19 protein-coding genes and 1 pseudogene are annotated in these 24199 nt (G+C 40.9%); 3 read left to right on the top strand and 17 right to left on the bottom strand.

Annotation, left to right across the window (positions count from 1 at the left end):
- Nucleotides 1-613: 613 nt before the first annotated feature.
- The 3 genes from srtA to CD122_RS11865 form a co-directional block, all read right to left on the bottom strand.
- Complete coding sequence (gene srtA / locus CD122_RS01395) at nt 614-1198, bottom strand: class A sortase SrtA (RefSeq protein ID WP_103357236.1); 585 nt, start codon at nt 1196-1198, stop codon at nt 614-616.
- Between the two features lie 154 nt (nt 1199-1352).
- Nucleotides 1353-2624, bottom strand: a complete 1272-nt coding sequence (locus CD122_RS01390) for a pyruvate MFS transporter (protein ID WP_103357235.1) — start codon at nt 2622-2624, stop codon at nt 1353-1355.
- A 250-nt stretch (nt 2625-2874) separates the two neighbouring features.
- Nucleotides 2875-3036: a hypothetical protein gene (locus CD122_RS11865; protein ID WP_169926448.1), complete on the bottom strand. Its 162-nt coding sequence runs from the start codon at nt 3034-3036 to the stop codon at nt 2875-2877.
- A 256-nt stretch (nt 3037-3292) separates the two neighbouring features.
- On the opposite strand from CD122_RS11865, the gene CD122_RS01385 reads away from it, so the two are divergent.
- Nucleotides 3293-5248, top strand: a complete 1956-nt coding sequence (locus CD122_RS01385; RefSeq protein WP_103357234.1) for a fructose-1,6-bisphosphatase — start codon at nt 3293-3295, stop codon at nt 5246-5248.
- Between the two features lie 465 nt (nt 5249-5713).
- The gene (locus CD122_RS01380; RefSeq protein WP_103357233.1) at nt 5714-7096 is read left to right on the top strand and encodes an alanine/glycine:cation symporter family protein; all 1383 of its coding nucleotides are present in this window, start codon (nt 5714-5716) and stop codon (nt 7094-7096) included.
- A 152-nt stretch (nt 7097-7248) separates the two neighbouring features.
- Here CD122_RS01380 and CD122_RS01375 read toward each other — a convergent pair whose 3' ends face one another.
- The 12 genes and pseudogenes from CD122_RS01375 to CD122_RS01315 form a co-directional block, all read right to left on the bottom strand.
- Nucleotides 7249-9039 (bottom strand): ABC transporter ATP-binding protein, encoded by a 1791-nt coding sequence (locus CD122_RS01375; protein WP_103357232.1) that lies wholly within the window; start codon nt 9037-9039, stop codon nt 7249-7251.
- The gene (locus tag CD122_RS01370) at nt 9023-10813 is read right to left on the bottom strand and encodes an ABC transporter ATP-binding protein (protein WP_103357231.1); all 1791 of its coding nucleotides are present in this window, start codon (nt 10811-10813) and stop codon (nt 9023-9025) included. The genes CD122_RS01375 and CD122_RS01370 overlap by 17 nt, the downstream gene beginning before the upstream one ends.
- Nucleotides 10814-10933: 120 nt before the next feature.
- Nucleotides 10934-11080 carry a hypothetical protein gene (locus CD122_RS11860; RefSeq protein WP_169926447.1) on the bottom strand — a complete coding sequence of 49 codons (147 nt, stop codon included), beginning with the start codon at nt 11078-11080 and terminating at the stop codon, nt 10934-10936.
- 16 nt (nt 11081-11096) lie between these two features.
- The gene (locus CD122_RS01365; RefSeq protein WP_142381169.1) at nt 11097-12371 is read right to left on the bottom strand and encodes an amidohydrolase; all 1275 of its coding nucleotides are present in this window, start codon (nt 12369-12371) and stop codon (nt 11097-11099) included.
- A gap of 76 nt (nt 12372-12447) precedes the next feature.
- Nucleotides 12448-12720, bottom strand: a pseudogene (locus tag CD122_RS12480) (hypothetical protein); the annotation flags it as partial.
- A 1402-nt stretch (nt 12721-14122) separates the two neighbouring features.
- Nucleotides 14123-14857, bottom strand: coding sequence for a tryptophan synthase subunit alpha (trpA, locus tag CD122_RS01345; protein WP_103357227.1), 735 nt, complete (start codon nt 14855-14857; stop codon nt 14123-14125).
- Nucleotides 14850-16067 (bottom strand): tryptophan synthase subunit beta, encoded by a 1218-nt coding sequence (trpB, locus tag CD122_RS01340; protein WP_103357226.1) that lies wholly within the window; start codon nt 16065-16067, stop codon nt 14850-14852. The genes trpA and trpB overlap by 8 nt, the downstream gene beginning before the upstream one ends.
- Nucleotides 16039-16695, bottom strand: a complete 657-nt coding sequence (locus CD122_RS01335) for a phosphoribosylanthranilate isomerase (protein WP_103357225.1) — start codon at nt 16693-16695, stop codon at nt 16039-16041. Before CD122_RS01335 ends, trpB begins: the two co-directional genes overlap by 29 nt.
- Nucleotides 16696-16697: 2 nt before the next feature.
- The gene (trpC, locus tag CD122_RS01330; protein ID WP_103357224.1) at nt 16698-17477 is read right to left on the bottom strand and encodes an indole-3-glycerol phosphate synthase TrpC; all 780 of its coding nucleotides are present in this window, start codon (nt 17475-17477) and stop codon (nt 16698-16700) included.
- Nucleotides 17474-18478, bottom strand: a complete 1005-nt coding sequence (gene trpD / locus CD122_RS01325; RefSeq protein WP_103357223.1) for an anthranilate phosphoribosyltransferase — start codon at nt 18476-18478, stop codon at nt 17474-17476. Before trpD ends, trpC begins: the two co-directional genes overlap by 4 nt.
- The gene (locus CD122_RS01320) at nt 18462-19046 is read right to left on the bottom strand and encodes an anthranilate synthase component II (RefSeq protein WP_103357222.1); all 585 of its coding nucleotides are present in this window, start codon (nt 19044-19046) and stop codon (nt 18462-18464) included. The genes trpD and CD122_RS01320 overlap by 17 nt, the downstream gene beginning before the upstream one ends.
- The gene (locus CD122_RS01315; protein ID WP_103357221.1) at nt 19043-20446 is read right to left on the bottom strand and encodes an anthranilate synthase component I; all 1404 of its coding nucleotides are present in this window, start codon (nt 20444-20446) and stop codon (nt 19043-19045) included. The genes CD122_RS01320 and CD122_RS01315 overlap by 4 nt, the downstream gene beginning before the upstream one ends.
- A gap of 586 nt (nt 20447-21032) precedes the next feature.
- On the opposite strand from CD122_RS01315, the gene CD122_RS01310 reads away from it, so the two are divergent.
- The gene (locus tag CD122_RS01310) at nt 21033-22013 is read left to right on the top strand and encodes a YeiH family protein (RefSeq protein ID WP_103357220.1); all 981 of its coding nucleotides are present in this window, start codon (nt 21033-21035) and stop codon (nt 22011-22013) included.
- Between the two features lie 144 nt (nt 22014-22157).
- On the opposite strand, the gene CD122_RS01305 is transcribed toward CD122_RS01310, so the two are convergent.
- Entirely contained in the window at nt 22158-23201 is a 1044-nt protein-coding gene (locus tag CD122_RS01305) for a 2,3-butanediol dehydrogenase (protein WP_103357219.1), read from the bottom strand.
- Between the two features lie 202 nt (nt 23202-23403).
- A partial coding sequence (locus CD122_RS01300; protein WP_142381168.1) for an LPXTG cell wall anchor domain-containing protein occupies nt 23404-24199 on the bottom strand: 796 nt, incomplete at its 5' end.

The raw sequence follows: 24199 nt of genomic DNA, 5'->3' as shown, positions 1-24199 counted from the left end.
CGTCAGCAAAGATTTCGTTGTAGTGCCCCGGCAAGGCTGACTAGTTGGAGGACAAGCTAAAAGCGCAGTCAGACATCAGTCAGCTACTGCCACTAAATATAAATAATCCAGTAAATGCAATAGGAAAAAATAAAGGGAATCTCTGTTAAAGTGTAGAAATCTCATGCGTCAGCAAAGATTTCGTTGTAGTGCCCCGGCAAGGCTGACTAGTCATGAAAAAAAATCCTGTGAACGCATATATTCATGCCACTTAGCTACTCCCTTATACATATAATATCTATAATTCAACGGTTAGGATTTGCGTAACATCTTATTTAACACCGTATTGTTAACTACTAACTATGATGAGTGACGTTTGAACAACCTTTTCACAGCTTACAACAAGCTTTCCCCTGATGTATGCGGGCGCACAAGTGTCGTCGAATATTTTACTTTATCGTGATTATGAAAGAAGTGCTTAGAATACGACTATAACCCAAATCAATTTTTACCATATCGAAAACACTGTGCGCTACCATTAATCATTACGTAACCAACCTACTCATTAATAATGTATTACCCCCATAATAAAAAGACTTACAAACACGTAAATGCTCATAAGTCTTTGGCTATATTATGCTGCTTCAGCAACGTAAATACTACGTTTCAACCACTGTCCGGTATTCGGATCATAGTCGTCACATGTAATCAACGTCAACTGATCTTTATCTTTTTTCATTTCGTCCAATACTTGCACTTCAGTTGGATCCACATCTCTAATCGATGTAATCTTATATTTGCGTACGTCTTTACCGACTGTGAATGTCACTTCATCGCCTTTTTTCGCTTTGTGTAGGTCTGTAAACTGATTATATAGACTGTAATCAGTATGCCCAGCAATCGAGATGTTTTGGTCAGATAGCGACTCTTCTTCTTCCGCAAATGCGACACCACGGTTTAATTGTTCACGTGTCGCTGGTCCTGGATACACTGCTTCTTTAATATCTACAGATGGTACGCGCAATACACCGACTACTTTTGATTTATCTTTTGGGATTTCCTGAGGCGCTTCCTTCTCAGACTCATATTGCTCAATCTTTTGTTCTGTCTCACGTTGCGCAAAATAGCTATCAATCTTTGGCTTAAACACTAAATATAACCCGCCAAGAATCAACACTATCCCAATTAACGGGATTAAAATATTTTTCACTTGCTTCATGATTCGTTTCCTCTTTCACTCTATAATATGTAGCACTATTCTACCACACAATATTCGAAATACCTATACGATTAAGCGTTGCACGACATTTCATATGATTTTAGGCAACAAAAAAGCCAGGACATTGCGCGTGTCCCAGCTTTTTACATCTCTATTATGCTTTTGATTCGTCTTGAATTAATGGCTCGTCAGGTTTAACGAAGAACCATAATACAATCGCAATCACAACTAAAATTAACATTAAGCGTAAAGTTGTTGACCAACCTACCATTGTTGCAAGGTAACCTGCAAGGATTGGACTTAGCATCGCACCGATGTTACCCCATAAGTTCATCCAACCAGATACAGTACCAGCAAAGTTACGTCCTAAGTCTGTCGCAGATGCCCAGCTCATAACCATTGATAAGCCGATACCACTTAAACAGAATGACATCCAGAAAATGTTCATTGTTAATGATTCTGCTGATACGGCAAAGTTTAATGCGATACCGAATACAACGAAACCAGCAATGGCGATAGAACCACGCGCAATAAAGCGTGATTTCCCAGCACTTAAAATCTTATCTGAAATTGCGCCACCTAACATGATGACGATGAACATCATGAACCATGGAATCCCTGCGATTTTACTCATTGTTAAGTTATCGATGTGGAATGTTTCCATTAAATATGATGGTAACCAGATTAAGAATAACGTAATCGCAAACTGTACGATAAAGTATTGAGCTGCAATTGCGTAGAAGCTGAAACGACTGAAAAAGATACCCCATGGTGCTGATGATTTTTCAGTTGAAACAACATCACGATTTTCCATAATAAATTGCTTTTCGGCTTCATTAACCATTTTATGATGCTCAGGTAAATCTTTCGCAATGACTAACCATAACAACGAAATTAAAAATCCAATGATACCGAAAATGTAGAATACGGCTTGCCAACCAAATGTGTTGTAGATAGCAACCGTGATGAACGGTGCTAATACTGGTCCGAAATATGAACCGGCTAACAACGCACTTGAGGCACGTCCTTTTTCGTTTTTACCAAACCAATGCGTGTTGAACACGGCATTTGATGGATACATCGGCGCTTCCCCAACACCGAATAAGAAACGAACTAGGTAAAGTAACCCGTGGTTTTTCACTAATCCAGTTAAGATTGTGAAGGCACTCCACCAAACTAACGCAATAGAAATCATTTTCTTAGGTCCAAACTTCTCTGCTAAGAACCCGGCAGGTACTTGCATGATTGCGTACCCTAGTGAGAAGAATGACGCTAAAAATCCGAATTGCGTCTTTGTTAAATGTAAATCTTCCATCATTGGTACTGCGATATATGAGATGTTCGCTCTGTCCATATATGCAATAACCCCGATCAAGAAGAAAATCCCTGCAAACATCCAACGGACATTTGTTTTTTTCTTGCTCATTATTTTGACCCCGCTTTCATTAGGTCATCAGATGACCTTTAAATTAGCAATTTGAATATACCATAGGCCGAAAACGTTTACAAGAAAATTTTTAATGCTTTTGCTATGAATTTCAGTTTGTGCATTTTATCACATTTTAACTAGTATCAGAATAATCTTTTATCACTTTGAAACTTTAAATAGTACAAGGGAATTTAATTTTTAATTACTATTTTAGAATAGTAATTGTGTTTTTTACTTTATAAAGCCTTTACACTAAAGCTGACGTGTCCGTATTCAAAAACGGAACAATTGTCACCTCTGTCATATACAATTGTGGGTCAAACACTTTTTTCTCCTGCAAATCATCGGAGTGCTTTACATGACAAATTCCAATGTTTAACTGCTTACTAATGGTTGCTTGTGGTGCCATTGAATGCCAACTAACAATGGTATGCGTTAAAACATAGTAGCTTTATGAACTTGAGTTGAGACATTAATAGAAACTTTCAATTAAAGCACCGGGAAACACATAAACGGTGGCCAAACCTCTCTCCCACTCCCTCGAAACAACGCTTTTATCCATAATGTTCAAATAATCTTAATTAACGTCTTGCGCATAATATGATTTAATAGAAAGTGGAAGCGCTTAAAAAATAAAAATATGACTGATAAGAGGTGTCAATTCCATGCATTCAGCAAAAGAAACAGAACTCAAGCGACAATATCTCGACTTGCTCGCTGAAAAGTACGATTCAGAAGAAAAAGTTGCGACAGAATTGATTAGTTTGGCGTCAATTTTAGAATTGCCAAAAGGCACGGAACACTTTGTCAGCGACTTGCACGGTGAATACCACGCCTTTCAACACGTATTACGCAACGGTTCTGGTAATATCAAATCAAAAATTCACGACATTTTTGATGAGCGTCTATCTGAAGACGACATCAATGAATTGATTGCCTTAGTGTACTATCCAGAAGACAAAATCAAGCTAATTAAATCTAACTTTGACTCTAAAGAAGCGCGCAATCAATGGTATGAAGATACGATTCAACAGTTGCTAGAGCTTGTGACGCACACATCTTCTAAATATACGCGTTCAAAGTTAAGAAAAGCTTTGCCTTCACAATATGTGTTTATTATTGAAGAATTACTGTATAAGAGTAATCGCTATAATAATAAAAATGATTATTACTCGACGATTATTCGCCAAGTTATTGACTTAAACCAAGCCGACAAGTTAATTACGGGATTAGCGAATACCATTCAACGTCTCGTTGTCGATCATTTGCACGTGGTCGGTGATATTTACGACCGTGGTCCACACCCAGATAAAATCATTGATACATTAATTGACTATCACTCTGTCGATATTCAATGGGGAAACCACGATGCGCTATGGATGGGTGCCTACTCAGGTTCAAAAGTTTGTCTCGCCAACTTACTGCGCATATGTGCACGTTATGACAATCTAGATATTATTGAAGACGCATACGGCATTAACTTACGTCCGTTATTGACGCTGGCAGAAAAATACTATGATGATAACCCAGCCTTTCGTCCAAAGAAACATCCGGAGAAGACACCTTCAGCATCCGAACAACTTCAAATCACGAAAATTCATCAAGCCATTGCGATGATTCAATTTAAGCTGGAAGGTCCTATCATTAAACGCCGTCCTGAGTTCGATATGGATTCACGTCTATTACTCGACAAAGTGAACTACCGTGAACAAACACTCGAAATTAACGGCACTGTCTATCCTTTAGAAAACACGTGCTTTAAAACAGTAGACCCACGTAACCCGACGGCACTGTTAGAAGAAGAACAAGAAGTCATCGATCGTTTGCTTATCGCATTCCAAGAATCTGAAAAACTGCGCCGCCACATTGACTTTTTAATGAAAAAAGGAAATCTCTACTTACGTTACAACGGCAACTTGTTGATTCACGGATGTATCCCTGTTGATGAGACCGGTAAAATGGAAGGCATGATGATTGACGGACAATACGCTTCAGGTCGTACACTCGTTGATGAATTTGAGGCACACGTTCGCCACGCGTATGAACACCTTAACGAACAAGATGACATTTCAACGGACTTAGTCTGGTACTTATGGACGGGTAAATACTCTTCATTATTCGGTAAACGTGCCATGACAACGTTCGAGCGTTACTTTATTAAAGATAAAACGACGCACAAAGAAGAAAAGAACCCGTACTATCATTTGCGTGAACAAGAATCACACGTAAAATATATGTTACAAGAGTTCGATATGGATCCTGAACAAGGTCGTATTATTAATGGACATACGCCTGTCAAAGAACGTGACGGCGAAGACCCTATTAAAGCGAACGGCAAAATGCTTGTCATTGATGGTGGCTTCTCAAAAGCATACCAATCAACAACAGGTATTGCCGGCTACACATTACTTTACAACTCATTCGGTATGCAGCTTGTCGCACACCAGGAGTTTAACTCGAAAGAAAACGTCTTGAAGACAGGTGAAGATGAGCTATCAATTCGTCGTGTCGTTGATGAGGAACTTGAACGTAAGCTGATTAAAGATACGAATAAAGGTATTGAACTACAAAAAGAAATTGATATGTTGAAGGAACTTATGACGTATCGTTATATGAAATAACATTCATCGACTATGCTGCTGATATATTTAAGCGGCATAGTTTTCTTATTTTTATTTTTAGTTGCATAGACGTCCATTGTTATATAAAAATAATAAAATTTTATGCACCTCAACACTGTTAGCCCCTGTTTTTTCATCATATTAATTAATAATTTATAGTGCATTTGTTTTGAACTTCTAACTATTATTTGTTATATTTTTCTGATTTGAGTAGATTTTTAATCTTGAAAGGTGTAAAATTTTATAGTGCGATTCTAAACTATATCAATCGTGCCATTTCATAATCAAACGTATGATTACTATTTTCATTTGATACATTTATAAAAGTGTTTCACCAAAGGGCAGTCAACGTTCGTCACTATATGAAAATAGTGCGACTAATAGAATATTTTACATTCGATTTTAATGTGTACTATAATGATGAAAGCGTTTACTTATGAAGTGGATATACTGGAGGGGTTATGTGTGATAGAAATCCTAGAAAAAATTAACGGGCTCTTATGGGGTGCCCCGAGTTTAATTTTGCTATCTGGGACAGGTCTCTTTTTGACCTTTTTACTACGAGGAATGCAATTTACAAAACTATTTCATGCCTTTAAACTCGCTTTCGTCCCAGATAAAAAAGATGCAGAAAGCGAAGGCGATATTAGTAACTTTAAAGCTTTGATGACATCACTTGCCGGAATGATCGGGAACGGGAACATCGCAGGGGTAGCGACTGCAGTAACGCTAGGTGGACCTGGTGCCGTATTCTGGATGTGGGTGGTTGGTTTACTCGGTATGACAACAAAATACGCCGAAGCTTTATTAGCGATGAAATATCGTGAACAAAATGCTAACGGTGAATATTCAAGTGGACCAATGTACTACATAGAAAAAGGACTTGGCTCACGCTTCAAGTTCTTAGCTGTCGCTTTTGCCATGTTTGGTGCTTTTGCATCACTTGGTATCGGTAACAGCGTTCAGTCAAATACGATTGCTGACGTTATGACGAATTCATTCAATGTGAGCGGCTTTATTACAGGGATTATTTTAGCCATTCTTATCTCATTGATTATTTTCGGCGGCTTAAAGCGCATTAGTAACGTAGCTGGCGTCTTTGTACCAATGATGGCCATTTTCTACATTGGTGCTGCTGTCACAATTATCTTAATTAATTACGACAAAATTATTCCTGCGTTTGGGTTAATCTTCCAATATGCATTCACACCTGTTTCAGCTGCAGGGGGCTTTACAGGTATTATGGTAATGCAAGCCGTTCAAAACGGTGTATCAAAAGGGATTTTCTCAAACGAAGCTGGTTTAGGGACAGTTGCCTTAATCTCAGGTAATGCGAAGTCAGGTCATCCTGCTATTCAAGCACTCGTTGCGATGACAGGTACATTTATCGTAACAATCGTTGTATGTACGATGACAGCACTTGTATTACTCGTAACAGGTTATTGGGATCCAAGTGGCGGCTTATTATCAGGCGTAACACATGATCCGAAATTAGAAGCCGGCGCACTAACAAGTGTTGCTTTCGGTTCTAGCCTAGGTGCTTTAGGCGAATACGTGGTTTCATTATCAGTTATTTTCTTTGGTTTCTCTACAATCATCGCATGGTTCGTATACGGCGCAAAATGCTTCGAATACTTATTCGGCGTTAAATATGTCATGTTATACGGTGTCGTTTACGTTGCAGCAACATTCTTAGGAACAGTTGCGGACTTGCGCACAGTTTGGCTTTTCGCCGATGTCGCAAACGCATTGATGATGATTCCAAACTTAATCGGTATCTTATTACTATACAAAGTGATTAAACAAGAAACTGACGACTATTTCAAACCATCTATTAATAAAGCTTAATCCAAATATGGAAACGACCACCGTGAAAAATGCGAGTGGTCGTTTTTTCATGTATTCATTTGGCTGTTCAGCTTCTGTCGTAGAAGTTTAATACTACCATTGTGAAACGCTGAGGGTTCGTTTGTTGAATGAATAATGACCTTATGTTTTGTTTACGTTAACTCGCCTCTCAACTGTAACTGATACAAGTTGTAGTAGATACCACGTTGTGCAAGTAGTTCTTCATGTGTACCACGTTCAGCGATAACCCCTTTGTTCAATACAAGAATTTGGTCGGCATCTTGAATTGTCGACAAACGATGAGCAATCGCCAATGTCGTCCGGCCGTGACGCATTTTTGCCAATGATTGCTGAATCGCTTCTTCTGTCTCAGAGTCGATGTTGGCCGTTGCTTCATCGAGTAGCAAGATTTTCGGATCCATTGCCATCGTACGTGCAAAGGCAATCAATTGACGCTGTCCACTTGAAAAGGCGCGCCCTTGTTCGATTACTTGATGGTCATAGCCGTCAGACAGGCGCATAATAAATTCATGTGCGTGGACGAACTTCGCAGCCGCTTCTACTTGTTCAAACGTCATCGTCGGATGGTATAAACGAATGTTGGACGCGACTGTGCCATAGAAAATGAACGGATCTTGTAGCACAAGTCCAATACTTTGTTTCAACGTCTGATGCGCATAATGTTTAATCGATGTGCCATCAATCAGTATGTCCCCACGGTCAAATTCATAGAAACGCATAAACAGATTGGCAATCGTACTTTTACCTGAGCCCGTATGCCCAACGAGTGCGACTGTTTGTCCTGGTTCTGCTGTAAAGGAAATATCATGTAGTACATCATTTTTGCCATCATAACTAAAGCTCACATTTTTGAACTCAATACGCCCTTGTTGAATGGTAGCCGTTTGATTATCTTGTTGTTGTGGTGCTTCCGTGTCATTGTCCATCATTTTAAACACGCGACTCGCCGACACGATCGCTTGTTGGAAAATATTTAAGTTTTGACTCACTTGGTTGATTGGCTCAAAGAAACGTTGCATATATTGAATAAAGGCGTAAATGACACCGGCTGTTACGGTTTCGCTAAAGCTTAAAATGCCAAAGTACGCTAAAATCATGACCGTCGCAAAAGTCGACAACATCGTCATGGCAGGACGTAACATTAAGCTGTCTAAACGAATTGTTTTTATCGTTTGTTCGTAATGCGAATCATTAATCGCACCAAATTCACGTCTTAAACGCTGTTGCTGGTTAAATACTTGAATGATTTTCATACCCTCAATAGATTCTGCGAGCTTTGCGTTCAAGTCTGATAACCGTTGACGTGTCGCATTGAAATAGACAGACGCCAAGCGACGATACAATGCCAATATCCCCACAATGACTGGCACGAATAACATGGCGAAGAAAGCCATACGAATGTCTAGAACAAACATCATGACGAAGCTGGCGATAATCATAAAGAACGCTTGTAAGAATGATGTTAATACGCCAGTAAACATCTCGATAATCGCTTCTGTATCATTAGTTAACCTTGATACGATGCTCCCGCTTGGTGTTTCGTCAAAAAACGCCATGCCTAAACGAGTAATATCATGAAAGGCATCAATCCGTAACTGCTGAATTACTTTTAATGCAAGGTATTGTAAAAAATACACACTGAGATACGTCGTCACGGCACCAATAATTTGAATGCCAATAAACGCAATGAGCAACCATACCACTTGCTGATTTGTCATTGTGCTGTTTAATAAGTAATCATCGATAAAGACCTTTACTAAATACGGTACACTCATGCTTGCCGCAATAGAAATGCCAAGGTTAATCAACGCAAAGGCAATGAGCTTTTTAAATGGCAATGTATAGCGCAGCAATCGCAATAAGACTTGTAATTGTTCTTTGGCTGAGAGTTGCTTAGCTGTGTCACTAGAATGTTTCGCCATTATGCTCACCCCTTTCTACTTGTTGCGTTAAGTCTTCTCTCAGACGGGCTTGCATCGCTTGTGCGTGGAACGTCTCTGCATACCAGCCATTGTCAGCAAGCAATGTATCATGTGTCCCACGTTCAATAACCGTTCCATCCCGCATGACTAAAATCATATCGGCGTGCATCACCGCACTCATACGATGTGCCGTTATAATATTGGTCTTGCCTTGACGTGTTTGTTTCAAGTTATGCAGAATTGCCGCTTCCGTCTCCGCATCTACCGCAGATAACGCATCATCAAGAATCAACACCTCTGGGTCTGTCATCAATGCACGTGCAATGGAAATACGCTGTTTCTGACCACCAGAGAGTGACACCCCACGTTCGCCGACGACGGTCTCATAGCCATCCGGTAACGCCATAATATCTCGATGAATATGACTCATTTGGCTGGCATGATACAAGACTTCATCAGATACATCCGGTTGACTAAATGCGATATTACCACGAATCGTTGACGAGAATAAAAAGTGTTCTTGTGGCACGTAGCCGAACTGTGCACGTAACTTATCTAAATGGTAGTTACGAATCGGCTTACCACCGTATTGAATGTCTGTTGGCTGTGCCGTATCAAACTCACGCAGTAACAAGCGTAATAACAGACTTTTACCTGAACCCGTACTGCCGACAATCCCAACTGTCATGCCTTTTTTCAATGTAAAATCAACATCGTGCAGGCGTGGAGACGATTCGCCCGCAAATTGGAACTGTTCAATTTGAAACGTAATATCGCCTGAAGGTATCTCATCAGAATCCGCCAACATCTGCACGTCATTTTCAACTTGTTCAATTTGACGGATACGATCATATGACGCATGACCACGTTGTACAATGTTAAAGAAGAATCCTAACGCTAATAACGGCCATACAAGCATACTTAAATATGTTGTAAATGTAACGAGCGCACCAATGGTCAACTCGCCGTTTAATGTCATCATGGCGCCAAAGACCATACTGAGTAAGTAACTTGCACCTAATACGAGCTGAATCGTCGGATCGAATAGCGCATCAATCTTTGCTACGCGCATATTTTTCGCCACAACATCATCACTCAATTGGCGAAAATCTTCTTCGTCATCCGCTTCATAGCCGAACGACTTGGTCACTTTAATACCCGCAATACTTTCTTGTGTTTTATCATTCAATTGGCTAAAGGCTGCTTGTGCTTTTTTAAATGTTTTATGTAGCAAACGTCCATAATAGTTCGTCGCCAAAACTAAAATCGGCAGTGGCAAAATCGCAATCAACGTCAGTTTAGGACTCACGGTAATCGCCATCATTGCCAGAGTCATACCACCCGTAATAATCGCATCGCCAATCGTTAGCACGCCAATCCCTGCTGAACTTTGAACCGCACGAATATCGTTTGTCGCGTGGGCCATCAAGTCGCCCGTACGATATTTTTGATAAAATGATGGGCTCATTAACGTATATTTTTCATAAAGACGCTCACGTAAAATACGCCCTAGTTTTGCACTCGCACCAAACAGCTGCATACGTGACACAAAGCGTAACAGATAGATAGCAATCCCCAGACCAAAAATCACAAGCAAATACATCGTCAACAAGCTAGGCGTCAACGTCTTATTCGTAATATGGTCAATGACGAAACCAATAATTTGTGGTGGAATTAAACTACAGAACGTCGTAACTAACATCGCTAGCAACGCAATAATGTATCGCTTTTTCTCCTGTTTCAAAAACCAACTCAAATCTCGAAACACTTTCATGCATATCACCCCCAAGTTGCATATATCTCTTGTTGCTATTTATTTAAATTTACAATAATTGATTATATCTTCTATCATATACAAATTATTCGCCAAGACAAAGCGATTGAGACCCATCAATTACGCGTTATCGCCCTTGTCTCTCTCATACATAACTTTACCTGCTACAATTGTTCGCAATACTTCTATATCCATCAATGACACACCTTCGTCCAATGGATTCTCCGTCAGGCATACCAAGTCTGCATACCCTCCAGGCCGGATCATACCTTCCAATCGTCAATTACGCGTTATCGTCCTTACCTCTCTCATACATAACCTTACCTGACACGATCGTTCGCAATACTTCTATATCCATCAACGACACACCTTCGTCCAATGGATTCTCCGTTAGGCATACAAAATCTGCCACCGCTCCAGGCCGGATCACACCTTGGTTACTTGCCACACCGTTCAACGCTGCCGCGTCACACGTCACCGCAGCTAAGGCAGCATAACGTGACAAACACTCTGCTGCCCCAAGCTGCACGCCTGCACTTGTCCGTCGTTCACATGCGTGATGCATCAAGTGCAACGGCGCAATCGGCGTGACCGGTGTATCCGCGTGTAACGTATAACATACCCCTAACACGCGTGCCGTTTCAGTCGGGAATACCTGTTGTGCGCGCACCGTTCCAAGCAATTCCGTGCGCAAACGTTCCCCCGTTGCTGCAATTTGATTCGTAAAAAACGACACACCAACGTCATGTTGTGCCATCAATTGCAGCTGCTCATGCGTCACCGTATGCAAATGTTCAATGCGGTGACGGCACGTGCTGTTACGGTACGGTGCTGTGGCAATATACGCGTCCAATGTACGTTGAATGGCCACGTCACCAATCGCATGCGTGATGAGATGATACCCGCGTTGTTGAAAGTCAACAAACTGATGATACATCTCATCCGCCGTTATGACCGGGTCGGGCGCCTGACTGCCATCAGCGTAAGCGGACGATAACGCCGCCGTTCGCAACCCCATTGTACCGTCTGCGAAGAACTTGACGCCGTTCGCAGTCGCCATGCCATTTGAATGCTGACGAAATCGTATCGCCCATGCGTTATGTGTCGTCGTGCGATACTCGGGATAGGCATTCAACGTATCGGCTTGCAACGTCCAACGGCTGCGAATACGTTGCGGGGTTGCCAAAAATTGACACACCCCTTCCACTTCACTTTTGCCGTATAAGCCACCAACGTTGAGCTCACTCAGTTCTGTCACACCGGCTCTTAGGTATGTGGCAACACCTTCGTTAAGACACGCCGCAATGTATTCAGGCTCAAGTTGCGGCGACTGACGTTTCGTACTCGGGATCGAATAAAAGTCACAAATATGCCCCGTAAGCCTACCGTCTGCATCGCGTGTATAAAAGGCTTGCGGGGGATCCACATCTGTCAATTCGATGCCGACACGGGCAAGCGCAACGGTGTTCAACACGACCGAGTGGAATGACGCATGTTCTAACAGAATTGGGATGTCTGAACTGATTTGGTCCAAGTCGTGGCGTGTTGGATGACGCATGTTCTAACAGAATTGGGATGTCTGAACTGATTTGGTCCAAGTCGTGGCGTGTTGGATGACGCTGTTCGGAAAATTGTTCCGCTTCATAACCGACAATTTTCAACCAGCCGTTGGGCGTGAGGGGTGTGTCTGGTAACGCCTGACGCATGGTGGCGATGAGTGCAGCGATGGATGTGATGCCTGCACATGAGGGGAAGGGGTTTTGGACGCTTCCCATAATAATATGACTGTGTGTATCAATCATACCCGGTATGACGTACTTGCCTTGGACGTCTAACACCGTGTCGTTTTCTATGACTTCACATATATGCGTCTGTTTCTCTATATGTGTGATGATACCGTCTGCCATTTCAATCGTTCCTAAATACGTTGGTTGTTCCTGTGTCATATCGATAATCATCGCATTGACGAGTCGTGTTAATTGTTTCATATCCCCATCTCCTTTGGCATTTTCATTGATTTTCATAAACTAATTTATAAAAAAATGCTTGTTTAATGTTGAACTAACAATACCTAAAGTTCATCATTAAACAAGCAAAAAGAATGGAAGAAAATCAACAAATTACTAACAAAAGTAAGCCTATTAATATAGTTATGATACCTAATAAGCCTATTTTGATACTTTGTAAAACAACAGTTCTAGAAGTTAAAGAATTACCCATTAAAAAAACCTTCTTGTAAAAATGCATTAATTAAAACTAGCCATGCGTAAAGTAGTATAATATATATAATATGATTGATATTCAGTCCATTCAGCTTTCTCCAAAGATATACAGTAATGCATAATACTCCAAATACAGTAGCCGGATTGAAAATAAAATACATTAAAGTATTTGACCAAATGCCTAATAAGGTATTAATTAATAGGGAGAAGCCTAAAGTAGCAAGAAATATATAATTGACTATTGCAATGTTATTATCATTATTTATATTAAATACACTTTTGGAAACTAAGCGTATCAAGATAAATAAGAAATTGTATAAAAAAATCACTGCAACTAGTAATAGTAATAACAATAAGCTAAAAAATGCATAAGCTCTAATACCATCACTATTAAGTAACTTTTGTATATTATATATTTCTTCTGTCGGTAGGGAGTTTAAAATATACCAAACAAAACAAAACGTTAAGAATAAAATAATGCATACCGATAGGATATTGTGTTTCAAGCGCAAAATAACCCCTCCTCTGCCAAATTCCCATCAATTTTACAAGTCAATAGTATAATAAAAGCGTTTTCATCTCAAATTATTGCATGAATTTTTTAAAAAAAGTTTTTTATTAAGTATCTATGTACACTTGGCTTTGGTGTTACGAATGATGTTTTCGCAAAAAATGCGTGGTATTTCGGAATATGCTCGTTCATGCAAATTACACCACTAGTGTCGCATTAACTAACACTGAATATCCTGAAATGAAATTAATGTTATTAAAGTCAAAAAAGGAAAACACTTGAATAACACAGGATCTCTTTTTTTCGCCTTTTTTCAAAATAAAAATTATCCATAACATGTTTTCCTTTGTTTTGGATTTGGATGAGTATTTCTACCTCCAACCAGTATAAAGGAATTTTTTGTGCTTGAAATTAATTTACAGAAAATTTTTTAGGATAACAAAAGTTTAAATATTTTTATGCGACACTAGTGATAAATTTTATTCTTATTAATTTGAACTCACCATTCAATCCCCTCTCTGCTTATGTGTTATATTACACTTTATAAGCAAGTAACAAAAGGAGGACTCTTATCTATTACTCTACACTATCCAATGCCTGGCGAATGCTTGATAAATAGCGTTCTATATCTGCTTGTTCATCTAACTCAAAACGTCTCACAATTTCACTACCGATAATAATACCATCTGCAATGGTTGCTAATTGTTGCACTTGTTCTGCCGTACGAATCCCAAATCCTGTGAACACCGGCACGTTGCTGTTATGTTGAATCAACGCTAACTTCTCACGCAACTCTGGGTGAAATTCGCCATTTTGTCCGGTAATCTGGTTCATCGTGACCGTATAAATAAAGCCTTCTGCCTGACGCGCAATCGTTTCAATGCGTGCGGTATCTGCCGTCATCGCAATCAATGAAATCAGCTTGAGTTGACGTTCAGAATAACGTGCTTTCATCTCTGCAATATATTCTGCCGGCATATCCGGAATAATTAAACCATAGACACCAGCTGCTTCGGCGTCTCGCATAAAATCCGCTTCGCCATACGCTTCAATGGTATGCATGTACGTCATCAATAAATACTGCACCTGTAAATCATCTTTGTGTGCTTTCAATGTTCCTAGAATGCGCTCAGCTGTCATGCCTTGTTGAATCGCACGTTGACCGGCTGCCATAATAACAGGACCATCTGCCACTGGATCTGAGAAGGGAATGCCAATTTCGACAAAGTCTGCACCTGTTCTTTCTAATGTTTTTAAATGATCGATAAAGTCTTCATTACCCATAATATAAGCGACAAATTGTTTACGCATGTGCTTCACCCCCTTGTTCTTTCATATACGTTCGAATCGTCTCCATATCTTTATCACCACGACCAGACACGGTCACAACGATAATCTCATCTTTGTCCATTTGTGGTGCGAGCTTTTCAACATAACTAATCGCATGTGCACTTTCAATCGCTGGAATAATGCCTTCTGCTTGAGAGAATCGAATCAACGCTTGCATCGCTTCATCATCGGTAGCTGTTACGTAATCTACACGACCGATTTCATGATAGTAACTATGTTCTGGCCCTACGCCAGGATAGTCTAAACCAGCTGAAATAGAATGCGCCTGTGCAATTTGATGATTGTCATCTTGAATCAAATACATTTTCGCTCCGTGTAATACACCGACGTCCCCGCAGTTCAGAGCGAGTGCATGACGATTAGTGTCCGCACCTTCTCCTGCTGCTTCCACACCGTAAAGTTTCACACTATCATCTTCAATAAATGGATAGAACGTTCCAATCGCATTAGAACCCCCGCCAATACAAGCGACTACTGCGTCTGGCAAACGCCCTTCACGTTCTTGGACGGCCGCTTTAATTTCATCGCCAATCACACGTTGAAAATCACGCACCATCGTTGGAAATGGATCTGGTCCCAGTGCTGAACCGAGTAAGTAATGTGTGTCATCCACATGTGCCACCCAGTATTGTAACGCCTTGTTGACCGCATCAGACAGTGTTCCTTGTCCGTCCGTTACTGATACGACTTTTGCGCCTAACAGTTCCATACGAAAGACATTCAACTGTTGACGTTTAATATCTTCTTCTCCCATAAATACAATCAATTCCATATCAAACAGTGCCGCCACGGTTGCGCTTGCGACACCATGTTGCCCTGCGCCCGTTTCTGCGACAAGTTTTTTCTTACCCATACGGCGTGCTAACAATGCTTGTCCTAACGCATTATTAATTTTATGTGCGCCGGTATGGTTCAAATCTTCACGTTTTAAATAAATTTTTGCGCCACCCAATTGTTCTGTTAACGACGCAGCGTACGTCAATGGCGATTCACGGCCTACATATTCTTTTAAGTAACGATGATATTCCGCTTGAAACGCTTCATCATCCTTCGCCGCTTCATAAGCTGCTTTTAATTCTAAAATGGCTGGCATCAGTGTTTCTGGGACATAACGTCCACCGTAACGACCGAAAAAACCCTGTTCATCTGCATGTAATTGTATCTTTGTCATCATCAATGCCTCCTAAATATTGTTGAATTCCATTCATTTTATCTCGTGATTTACATCCTTTATTGGCACCTTCAATACCACTGGCAATATCCACACCCGTAACATTCGGCAGTTGCGCCAGCAGTTCAGGTAGCGTCTCTTGATTCAAGCCACCCGCAATAATAATTTTGTCCAATGGCAAGTCTTGTAGCACATGCCAATCAAATGTCGTGCCAACACCCCCATATGCATCTGACGGTGTATCAATCAGCAATCTATCGACATACGGCGCATACTGTGCAACTTGTTGCGTGACCGTATCCGTGCCTTTAAGTGCTTTAAAAAGTTGAATATGTGGCTGTGCCTTACGCAAACGTTCAATGTACGCAATCGACTCATCGCCGTGAAGTTGTATCGTATTAATGCGCGTTTCATTGATTAGTTGATCCAGCATGTGAAATGGCATATTCACCGTTACCGCGACACGGTCAATATCCTCGGGAATGTTCTCTGTTAAGTGTTTGACCGCTGCCACATCTACATAACGTTTACTCGGTGGATACATGACAAAACCAATCGCATCCACACCACAGTTACACGCAACACGTACGTCTTGTAATCGTGTAAAACCGCAATACTTTACGTACATTGCTATCGCTCCTTTGCCACTCTCAACTGTGTCAACATCTCCGTCACATTGTCTGCTTTCATCAATGTCTCTCCTACTAACACCCCATCAATGCCCACAGGTGCGAGCTTTTCAACATCATCTTTCGTGCGTATGCCACTTTCTGAAATATAATAGATACCGGCTGTCCGTGTATTTAAAATATCAATCGTATGTTGTACGTCGGTTTTAAACGTACGCAAATCTCGATTGTTCACACCGATAAACGTTGGTCGTATATCCAATGCACGGGCTAATTCTTCTTGATCATGTACTTCGACCAATACTTCTAAGCCTTTGTGACGCGCATAGTCATGAAGCGCCACAAGTTCTGCGTCGGATAAAATATTAACAATCAATAAGATAATGGATGCACCTGCACGTTGCGCCACATCAATTTGTTTCGTATTAATAATGAAGTCCTTACATAACACTGGTAGATGTGTTTGTTGTGTCAATGTGACTAAGCGTTCAAAACTACCACCAAAATACTGTTCATCCGTTAAAATAGAAATGGCTGAGGCACCCGCTTCGGTATAATCTGCCACTTGCGTCTCCAAATCACGCACTGGAATATCCGATACGGACGGGCTTTTCGATTTCACTTCCGCAATCACTGCCATGCGTGTATCTTGATCAATTAACGATTGTAATGTCGGTTTATGGTCAACATTAATTTCCGGTAATTCATCAAGCAACGCATCATAGTAACCTGACTGTAACAATGTTTGTTTATACGCTACAATGTCATCTAATATCGTCATACCGCAACACTCCTACTCTTTAAATATTGGTCATAAGCGCGACCTTCATCGATCGTCTGACGTGCAAGCGATATACCCGCTTCAATCGTCTCCACACGTTGCGCCGCATACAATGCCAAACCCGCATTCAGCAACACAACATCTCGACGGCACGAAACATCGTCCCCTTGTAAAATGCCTAACGTAATCGCCTTATTGTCTTCCGGTGTCCCACCAACAAGCTCCGCGTCTTCGGCATAACGTAAACCGACATCTTGAGCATTCAATGTATACGTGCGAATCCCCGTATCTTGATTCACTTCTACAATAGTATTGTCACCAGACAGCGTTGCTTCATCCATGCCATTTGCGCCATGAACGACAAGCGCGCGTTGGCGTCCGAGTTTTTGTAGCGTCTGGGCAATGTCCGTCATTTTCGTTTTGTCGTAAACGCCCATCACTTGATAGTCCAACGCGAATGGGTTAATAATTGGTCCGAGTAAGTTGAATACCGTTGGAACTGGCAATTGCTGACGTACCGGTTGAAGATGGCGCATAATTGGATACGTCGTCGTGGCACTTAAAAATGCGAGATTGGCGGTCTTAACTTGTTCTTCCACGTCAGCCACTTGTATCGTCGGCACATTCAACGCTTGTAAAATATCGATACTCCCTGACTGTGACGTCACGCTTTTATTTCCATGTTTCACCACTTTCGCACCTGCTGCAGCAACGACAAAGGCGACTGTTGTGGAAATGTTAAAGCTGTTTGAACCATCGCCACCCGTACCACAGACACACAGACTTCCTTCCAAATGTGGTTGTTCTGGATACATCGTTTGAATCATTGCACGACTTAAGTCATATAGTTCGTCAGCCGTGCTCCCTTTCATCGTAAATGCTGTAAGTAGCGCCAACTTTTCGGCGATGTCGACTGTGTCTGATAATAAAGTTGTAGTGAATTGCTGTATTTGCGTCGTATCTAAGTTGCGATAATGCATTAAATCATTGAGTAACGTCATCTGTCGTTTCCTCCAATCTCGTTATATTGATAAAGTTGGTCACAATGTGTGCGACGTCTGGACTTGCGAATGATTCAGGATGATACTGCACCCCAAAATGTCGTGCGTTCCGATGTTCAAACGATTGAATGCAATCACGCGTACTGCCTGTGACAACTAAATCATCTGGTAATGTCTCTCGCTGACAAACAAGCGAATGATAACGCATAATATCGGAATATTCTGATACATTTTCATATAATTTTGATGCCGCTTCAAACTTAAGTTGATCGATTTTGCCATGAACAATGCGGTCGCCTACATCGACGATACCACCGTAGTAGTGATATAGCGCTTGTGCCCCTAGACATATGCCTAAAATTGGCAACTCTTGATAATGATCAATAATACGTGTCAACCAATCATTATCGTTAGGATGTCCCGGTCCTGGAGATAGGACCACAGCTGATGGTTTATAAGCTAGTACGTTCGGGTCATCCGGATACACAACGACAACTTCATCATGTGCACGTAACAAATCGACTAAGTTGTATGTAAAGGAATCGTAGTTATCAATGACGAGGATCATAGTTCCACCTCCAATAGACTTTTCGCTTTTAAGCGCGTTTCTTCTAATTCTTTTTCTGGTATTGAATCATAGACAACGCCACAGCCTGCTTCTACGTGTACATGCGTTTCATCAATCACCATCGTGCGAATCGCCAATGCTAAATCAAGATCGTGGTTGCAGTTGATATAGCCGACACCGCCACTGTATACGCCACGACGCACGGGTTGTTGTTCATAAATACGTTGAATCGCGCGAAGCTTAGGCGCCCCAGATACCGTTCCTGTTGGTAATAAGCTTGCGATGACATCAATTGGCGAATAGTCTTCCGGTAAACGTCCTGTCACTTCACTCACAATATGCATCACGTGTTCGTAACGTTCAATTGTCATGAGTTTTGGAATTTTAAGCGACCCTGGTTCGGCAATCCTTAAAATATCGTTGCGTCCTAAATCTACCAGCATGCGATGTTCGCTCAATTCCTTCTCATCGCCTAATAATGTGTTTGCCAGCTGTTGGTCTTCCTTGTCATCTTGACCGCGACGAATCGTTCCCGCGATTGGATTCGTCATGACTTCCAACCCTTTTACTTTCACAAAGCTTTCCGGCGAACTGCCAACGAGAATATCTTCGCCCATATTGACATAGAATAAGTAAGGACTCGGATTGTTGCGTTTGAGACGTTGAAATAAGCGGAACGTATAACGATCACGTTGTGCGTCAAAATGGTGTGCATAACGATAAATACGAGACGGCACTGCTTGGAACATATCGCCTTGGCAAATATATGCTTTAAAATCAGAGACATATTGTTTGAACGTTGCATCATCGACAGACGTTGTTATCTCTTTCGGTGGTAACTGTGCTTGTAACGGCTGTTCAAACAACTCGACATTTTGGAACTCATCAATCATCTGTGTCACACGTTGTTGTAGTTCATCTGTCGACACACCTGAAAACAGATTGGTCGCAATCACATACACACATTCTTTAAAATGATCAAACACATACACCTGTTCCACCATATACAGCTGTACATCAGCACCCGAACCTTCAATCGGATACTGTTGTAAAACTGGATACGCATGGCGCACGAAATCAAAACTGAACGCTCCCATAAAGCCAGAGATAAACGGTAATTCAGCGAGATGTTCATCATCCAACTGTACTTTTTGTTGCGCTACACGTGCCTTTAATGCTTCTAACGGCTGTGTTTCAATTACTTCTGTTCGTTGTGGCGTCTTGACAGTCAACGCGCTATCCGTCAAAATCATCTCACCATACACATCGAACGCTAAAATAGAATAACGCCCCTTCGTTTGTTTCGTTGTCGCACTTTCAAATACAATTTTATGACGTTTATGACGCGCTAACGTCTCTGGATTCACCGGCGCATCCATCACGCGATAATACACTTCCATGTTCAACCATCCCTCTCTCATTACATAATAAAAACCGCATGTCACATCCTGATAAAAGGACGTTTACACGCGGTACCACCTCTCTTGACAGCCATTTCTTACAATAGCCGCCCACTCAACTCATTATTCAATTGGCTGCTTCCAGACAAACCCAGTTCATCATCAGCTGGTGTGAACTCACATCACCCGTTCACTTTCTGACACTACCATCACTGACAACTAATTCCTTTGCCCTCACAGAACTTCATTTTAAATACAAAAAACACCACAGAAAACGCATTGTTAAGGACGCGTTACCGTGGTACCACCTTAATTAACATGATTCACATGTTCACTTTGACATAGTTCATTCTATTGTTATCAACGACTGCCCAATTCATCTTTGCTGTGTACTAACTTCCATCAACCGTTAGTTTTCTGATTGCTACACATTGCAAATACTACTTATCAATCGCTTTAATTTTTTGATAATTCATAATATACAGGTGTTTTATGTGCATGTCAACACTTTTTAGTGAAAATGTTCATTGCACAACACAGCAGAGATGCTTATACTTGAGCTAACAACCTTAAAAGGAGCCGTTCTATGTCACAACTTAAAGGACTTATCCTCACAATAAGTATCGCTGTCGTTGCAACAGGCCTTGGCAACGTCTTCCCTATCGTGGGTAGCGCTGTGTTCGCCATTATTATCGGTATGCTTATCAACAACCTGATCGCATTGCCGACATCATTTCGACCGGGTATCCAATTTAGCAGTAAAAAAGTGTTACATTACAGTATTATCGCGCTCGGTTTTACTTTAAGCTTTCACGCAATTGGGACAGTCGGACTCAAGTCGTTACCTATTCTAATCATTACGCTACTGTTCTGTGGCATAATGACAATCATACTTATTAAATTATTAAAAATTGAATCATCACTTGGTATATTAATTGGTGTTGGTACATCTATCTGCGGTGGTTCTGCCATTGCAGCAACAAGCCCAGTTATTAAAGCAAGAGAAGATGTTATTGCGTTAAGCTTATCAATCGTCTTTCTATTCAACCTTATCGCTGTAATCGTCTTCCCACCAATCGGTCATTTACTTCATATGGACCAAGAGACCTTTGGCTTTTTCGCCGGTACTGCCATTAATGATACATCGAGTGTCGTCGCTGCCAGCGCTGTATATGGTCAGCAAGCACTTGAAGTTGCAACTATCGTTAAATTGACACGTACATTGTTCATTATTCCAATCACATTAGGTCTTGCGCTATGGATGGCAAAGCGACATACAACAACACAGCACACGCAACAACCTTGGTACCAAGCTATTCCAAAGTTTATCCTATGGTTTTTAGTCGCTGCATTGATAAGTTCAGTGTTTCACTTCTCAGACAGTATCATCGCCGTATTTCGACAACTCGCCCACTTTTTAATTACAATCGCATTGGCAGGTGTCGGACTCACAGTTCAATTCAGTCACTTTAAACAAGCCGGCTTTAAACCCGTATTATTCGGGCTCATACTTTGGATTGGCTTAACACTCGTCAGCTTAGTCGTTTTAACATATCTATTGGTGTAATAGGATGAGACTGGGACAGACAGATGTTATTGTCCACCTCGGCAAGCTAGTCAGCTACTTGACTGTGACACATAGTATGTTTTCATAAAAATCCCCACATGACTGTGTATTTCATGTGGGGATTTCGTATATTAAATGTACGTATTAACCGTTTAATTTAACAAGAATTTTTGCTTGTGATTTATCGTTAACCAGTTGTTCAAAACCAGCATCTACAATATCTTCTAGTTCGATTTCGTCTGTAACGACACCTTTGACATCTAAGTTACCTTCACTAATAAGGTCGATTGTTTGTTGGAAAGTTGTTGGTGTATAAGCAATTGTTGATGTTAACTTAACACCTGTATTTGTTAATTGCATTGGGTGCCATTCGATAGGGTGACCGAAGATAGATACGATAACGACCGTACCACGTGGTCTTGTGACATCAATTGACGCTTCAAGTGTTGATGCAACGCCAGCCACTTCAAATGTCACATCTACACCGCCATTTGTATTTTTAGCAATCACTTCTTTAGGGTCTTCTTTACCAGAATTGATTGCGAATGTTGCACCAACTTCTTTTGCTTTTGCGAGACGCTCTTCAGATAAGTCGAACACAAAGATTTTACTTGCGCCAGCTGCTTTTGCCGCAATAATTGTTAATAGACCGATTGGGCCTGCACCAAATACAGCAACTGTGTCACCGAAAAGAACTTCTCCTTCTTTAATAGACTGTACTGCTACCGCTGTTGGTTCAACTAACGCACCTTCTTTATCAGATACGTTATCTGGCAATTTATACACATTTGTTTCAGGCGCATTTGTAAACTCCGCAAAGCCACCATCAGAACCTAAACCAATGAATGAATAACCGTCATATAAGTCGATATTTTCTTCTTTTTCACGATGTGAGACAGTTGGGTTTACAACGACTCTATCACCTTTTTTAAAGTTCGTTACATCTGCACCTACTTCTTCAACCACACCCGCAAACTCATGCCCTAACGTAACCGGCGCCGTTTGTCCTAAAATTGGATCTGGTTTATCCGTGGAAATAAAAATAGGTCCTTCTAAATATTCGTGTAAGTCCGTACCACAAATACCTGCCCAAGTGACTTTGACTTTCACTTCATTATCCTTTAATGCCTTTGGTGCTCTTTCTTCAACACGTACATCTTTTTGACCATACCATACTGCTGCTTTCATAGGTATAACCTCCTTTTATTTACATCTTAATATTATGACTTTTCAAAATTATATTCAAGGAAATAGACTTGATATTTTAATTATTTTTAATGTTTATATAGATTGTGAAATAATATTTTATCTTTTAGTCGAAACAACCAAAAAATCGCAAAAAAAGACCCGAGCTATGCCCGAGTCTCTTTCTAAACGATGTCATCGTTTATTATTTTTCTTCATCTTCCTTACGGCGTCTGCCAAGTAAGAATAATGAACCGAATGCTGCGATCAAGCTACCGAACAATGGCGCATTTGTTGATTCGTTACCTGTTTCAGGTAATTCTTTCATTTCTTTGCCTTTATTGTTCATATCTTTAGAAGCTTTCATGTCATCTTTCATACCAGGCATATCGTTCATGTTATCCATGTCGTCCATGCCATTCATGTCTTTCATGTTGTCATTCATATCAGTCTTACCGTTATCTTTCATACCTTTAACGATAACTTCTGTAGGTTCTGATGTGTTGCCTGCTTCATCTGTAGCTGTAACGATAAGTTTATCGCCTTCTTTGATCATTGTGCCATCTGGAACTTTAACAGTCCAGTTGCCATCTTTATCTACAGTTGCTGTTCCTTCTTTACCATCTGGGAACTTAACTGTGATTGTTGATCCTGGTTCACCTTTACCAGTTACCATTGTGTCGCCAGGTTGTACTGGGTTCACTGTTGGTGCATCTGGCGCTACTGTATCTTTGTCAGTATCTGGTACTTTAACTTTTGTAACGTCTGATTTGTTTCCTGCTTCGTCTGTCGCAGTAACTTCTAATTCGTCACCCGGTTTGATTGTTGTACCGTCTGGAACTTTAACAGTCCAGTTACCGTCTTTATCTACAGTTGTTGTGCCTTCTTTACCATCTGGGAACTTAACTGTGATTGTTGATCCTGGTTCACCTTTACCTGTCACTTCTGTGTCGCCAGCTTTCACTGGGTCTACTGTCGGTGCATCTGGTGCTACTGTATCT

Source organism: Staphylococcus rostri (genome assembly GCF_002902145.1).
Classification (GTDB): Bacteria; Bacillota; Bacilli; order Staphylococcales; family Staphylococcaceae; genus Staphylococcus; species Staphylococcus rostri.
Note: the sequence above shows the minus strand (reverse complement) of the source record. Positions and strands in the feature narration are given on the sequence as shown.

Coding starts and splice junctions, on each gene's coding strand:
- trpA (WP_103357227.1), bottom strand. CDS start 14,857: ATGCGTAAACAATTTGTCGCTTATATTATGGGTAATGAAGACTTTATC.
- CD122_RS01365 (WP_142381169.1), bottom strand. CDS start 12,371: ATGCGTCATCCAACACGCCACGACTTGGACCAAATCAGTTCAGACATC.
- trpD (WP_103357223.1), bottom strand. CDS start 18,478: ATGACGTTACTCAATGATTTAATGCATTATCGCAACTTAGATACGACG.
- CD122_RS01320 (WP_103357222.1), bottom strand. CDS start 19,046: ATGATCCTCGTCATTGATAACTACGATTCCTTTACATACAACTTAGTC.
- CD122_RS01335 (WP_103357225.1), bottom strand. CDS start 16,695: ATGTACGTAAAGTATTGCGGTTTTACACGATTACAAGACGTACGTGTT.
- trpB (WP_103357226.1), bottom strand. CDS start 16,067: ATGACAAAGATACAATTACATGCAGATGAACAGGGTTTTTTCGGTCGT.
- CD122_RS01370 (WP_103357231.1), bottom strand. CDS start 10,813: ATGAAAGTGTTTCGAGATTTGAGTTGGTTTTTGAAACAGGAGAAAAAG.
- trpC (WP_103357224.1), bottom strand. CDS start 17,477: ATGACGATATTAGATGACATTGTAGCGTATAAACAAACATTGTTACAG.
- CD122_RS01310 (WP_103357220.1), top strand. CDS start 21,033: ATGTCACAACTTAAAGGACTTATCCTCACAATAAGTATCGCTGTCGTT.
- CD122_RS01305 (WP_103357219.1), bottom strand. CDS start 23,201: ATGAAAGCAGCAGTATGGTATGGTCAAAAAGATGTACGTGTTGAAGAA.
- CD122_RS01385 (WP_103357234.1), top strand. CDS start 3,293: ATGCATTCAGCAAAAGAAACAGAACTCAAGCGACAATATCTCGACTTG.
- CD122_RS01375 (WP_103357232.1), bottom strand. CDS start 9,039: ATGGCGAAACATTCTAGTGACACAGCTAAGCAACTCTCAGCCAAAGAA.
- CD122_RS01390 (WP_103357235.1), bottom strand. CDS start 2,624: ATGAGCAAGAAAAAAACAAATGTCCGTTGGATGTTTGCAGGGATTTTC.
- srtA (WP_103357236.1), bottom strand. CDS start 1,198: ATGAAGCAAGTGAAAAATATTTTAATCCCGTTAATTGGGATAGTGTTG.
- CD122_RS11860 (WP_169926447.1), bottom strand. CDS start 11,080: ATGATCCGGCCTGGAGGGTATGCAGACTTGGTATGCCTGACGGAGAAT.
- CD122_RS01315 (WP_103357221.1), bottom strand. CDS start 20,446: ATGGAAGTGTATTATCGCGTGATGGATGCGCCGGTGAATCCAGAGACG.
- CD122_RS11865 (WP_169926448.1), bottom strand. CDS start 3,036: ATGGCACCACAAGCAACCATTAGTAAGCAGTTAAACATTGGAATTTGT.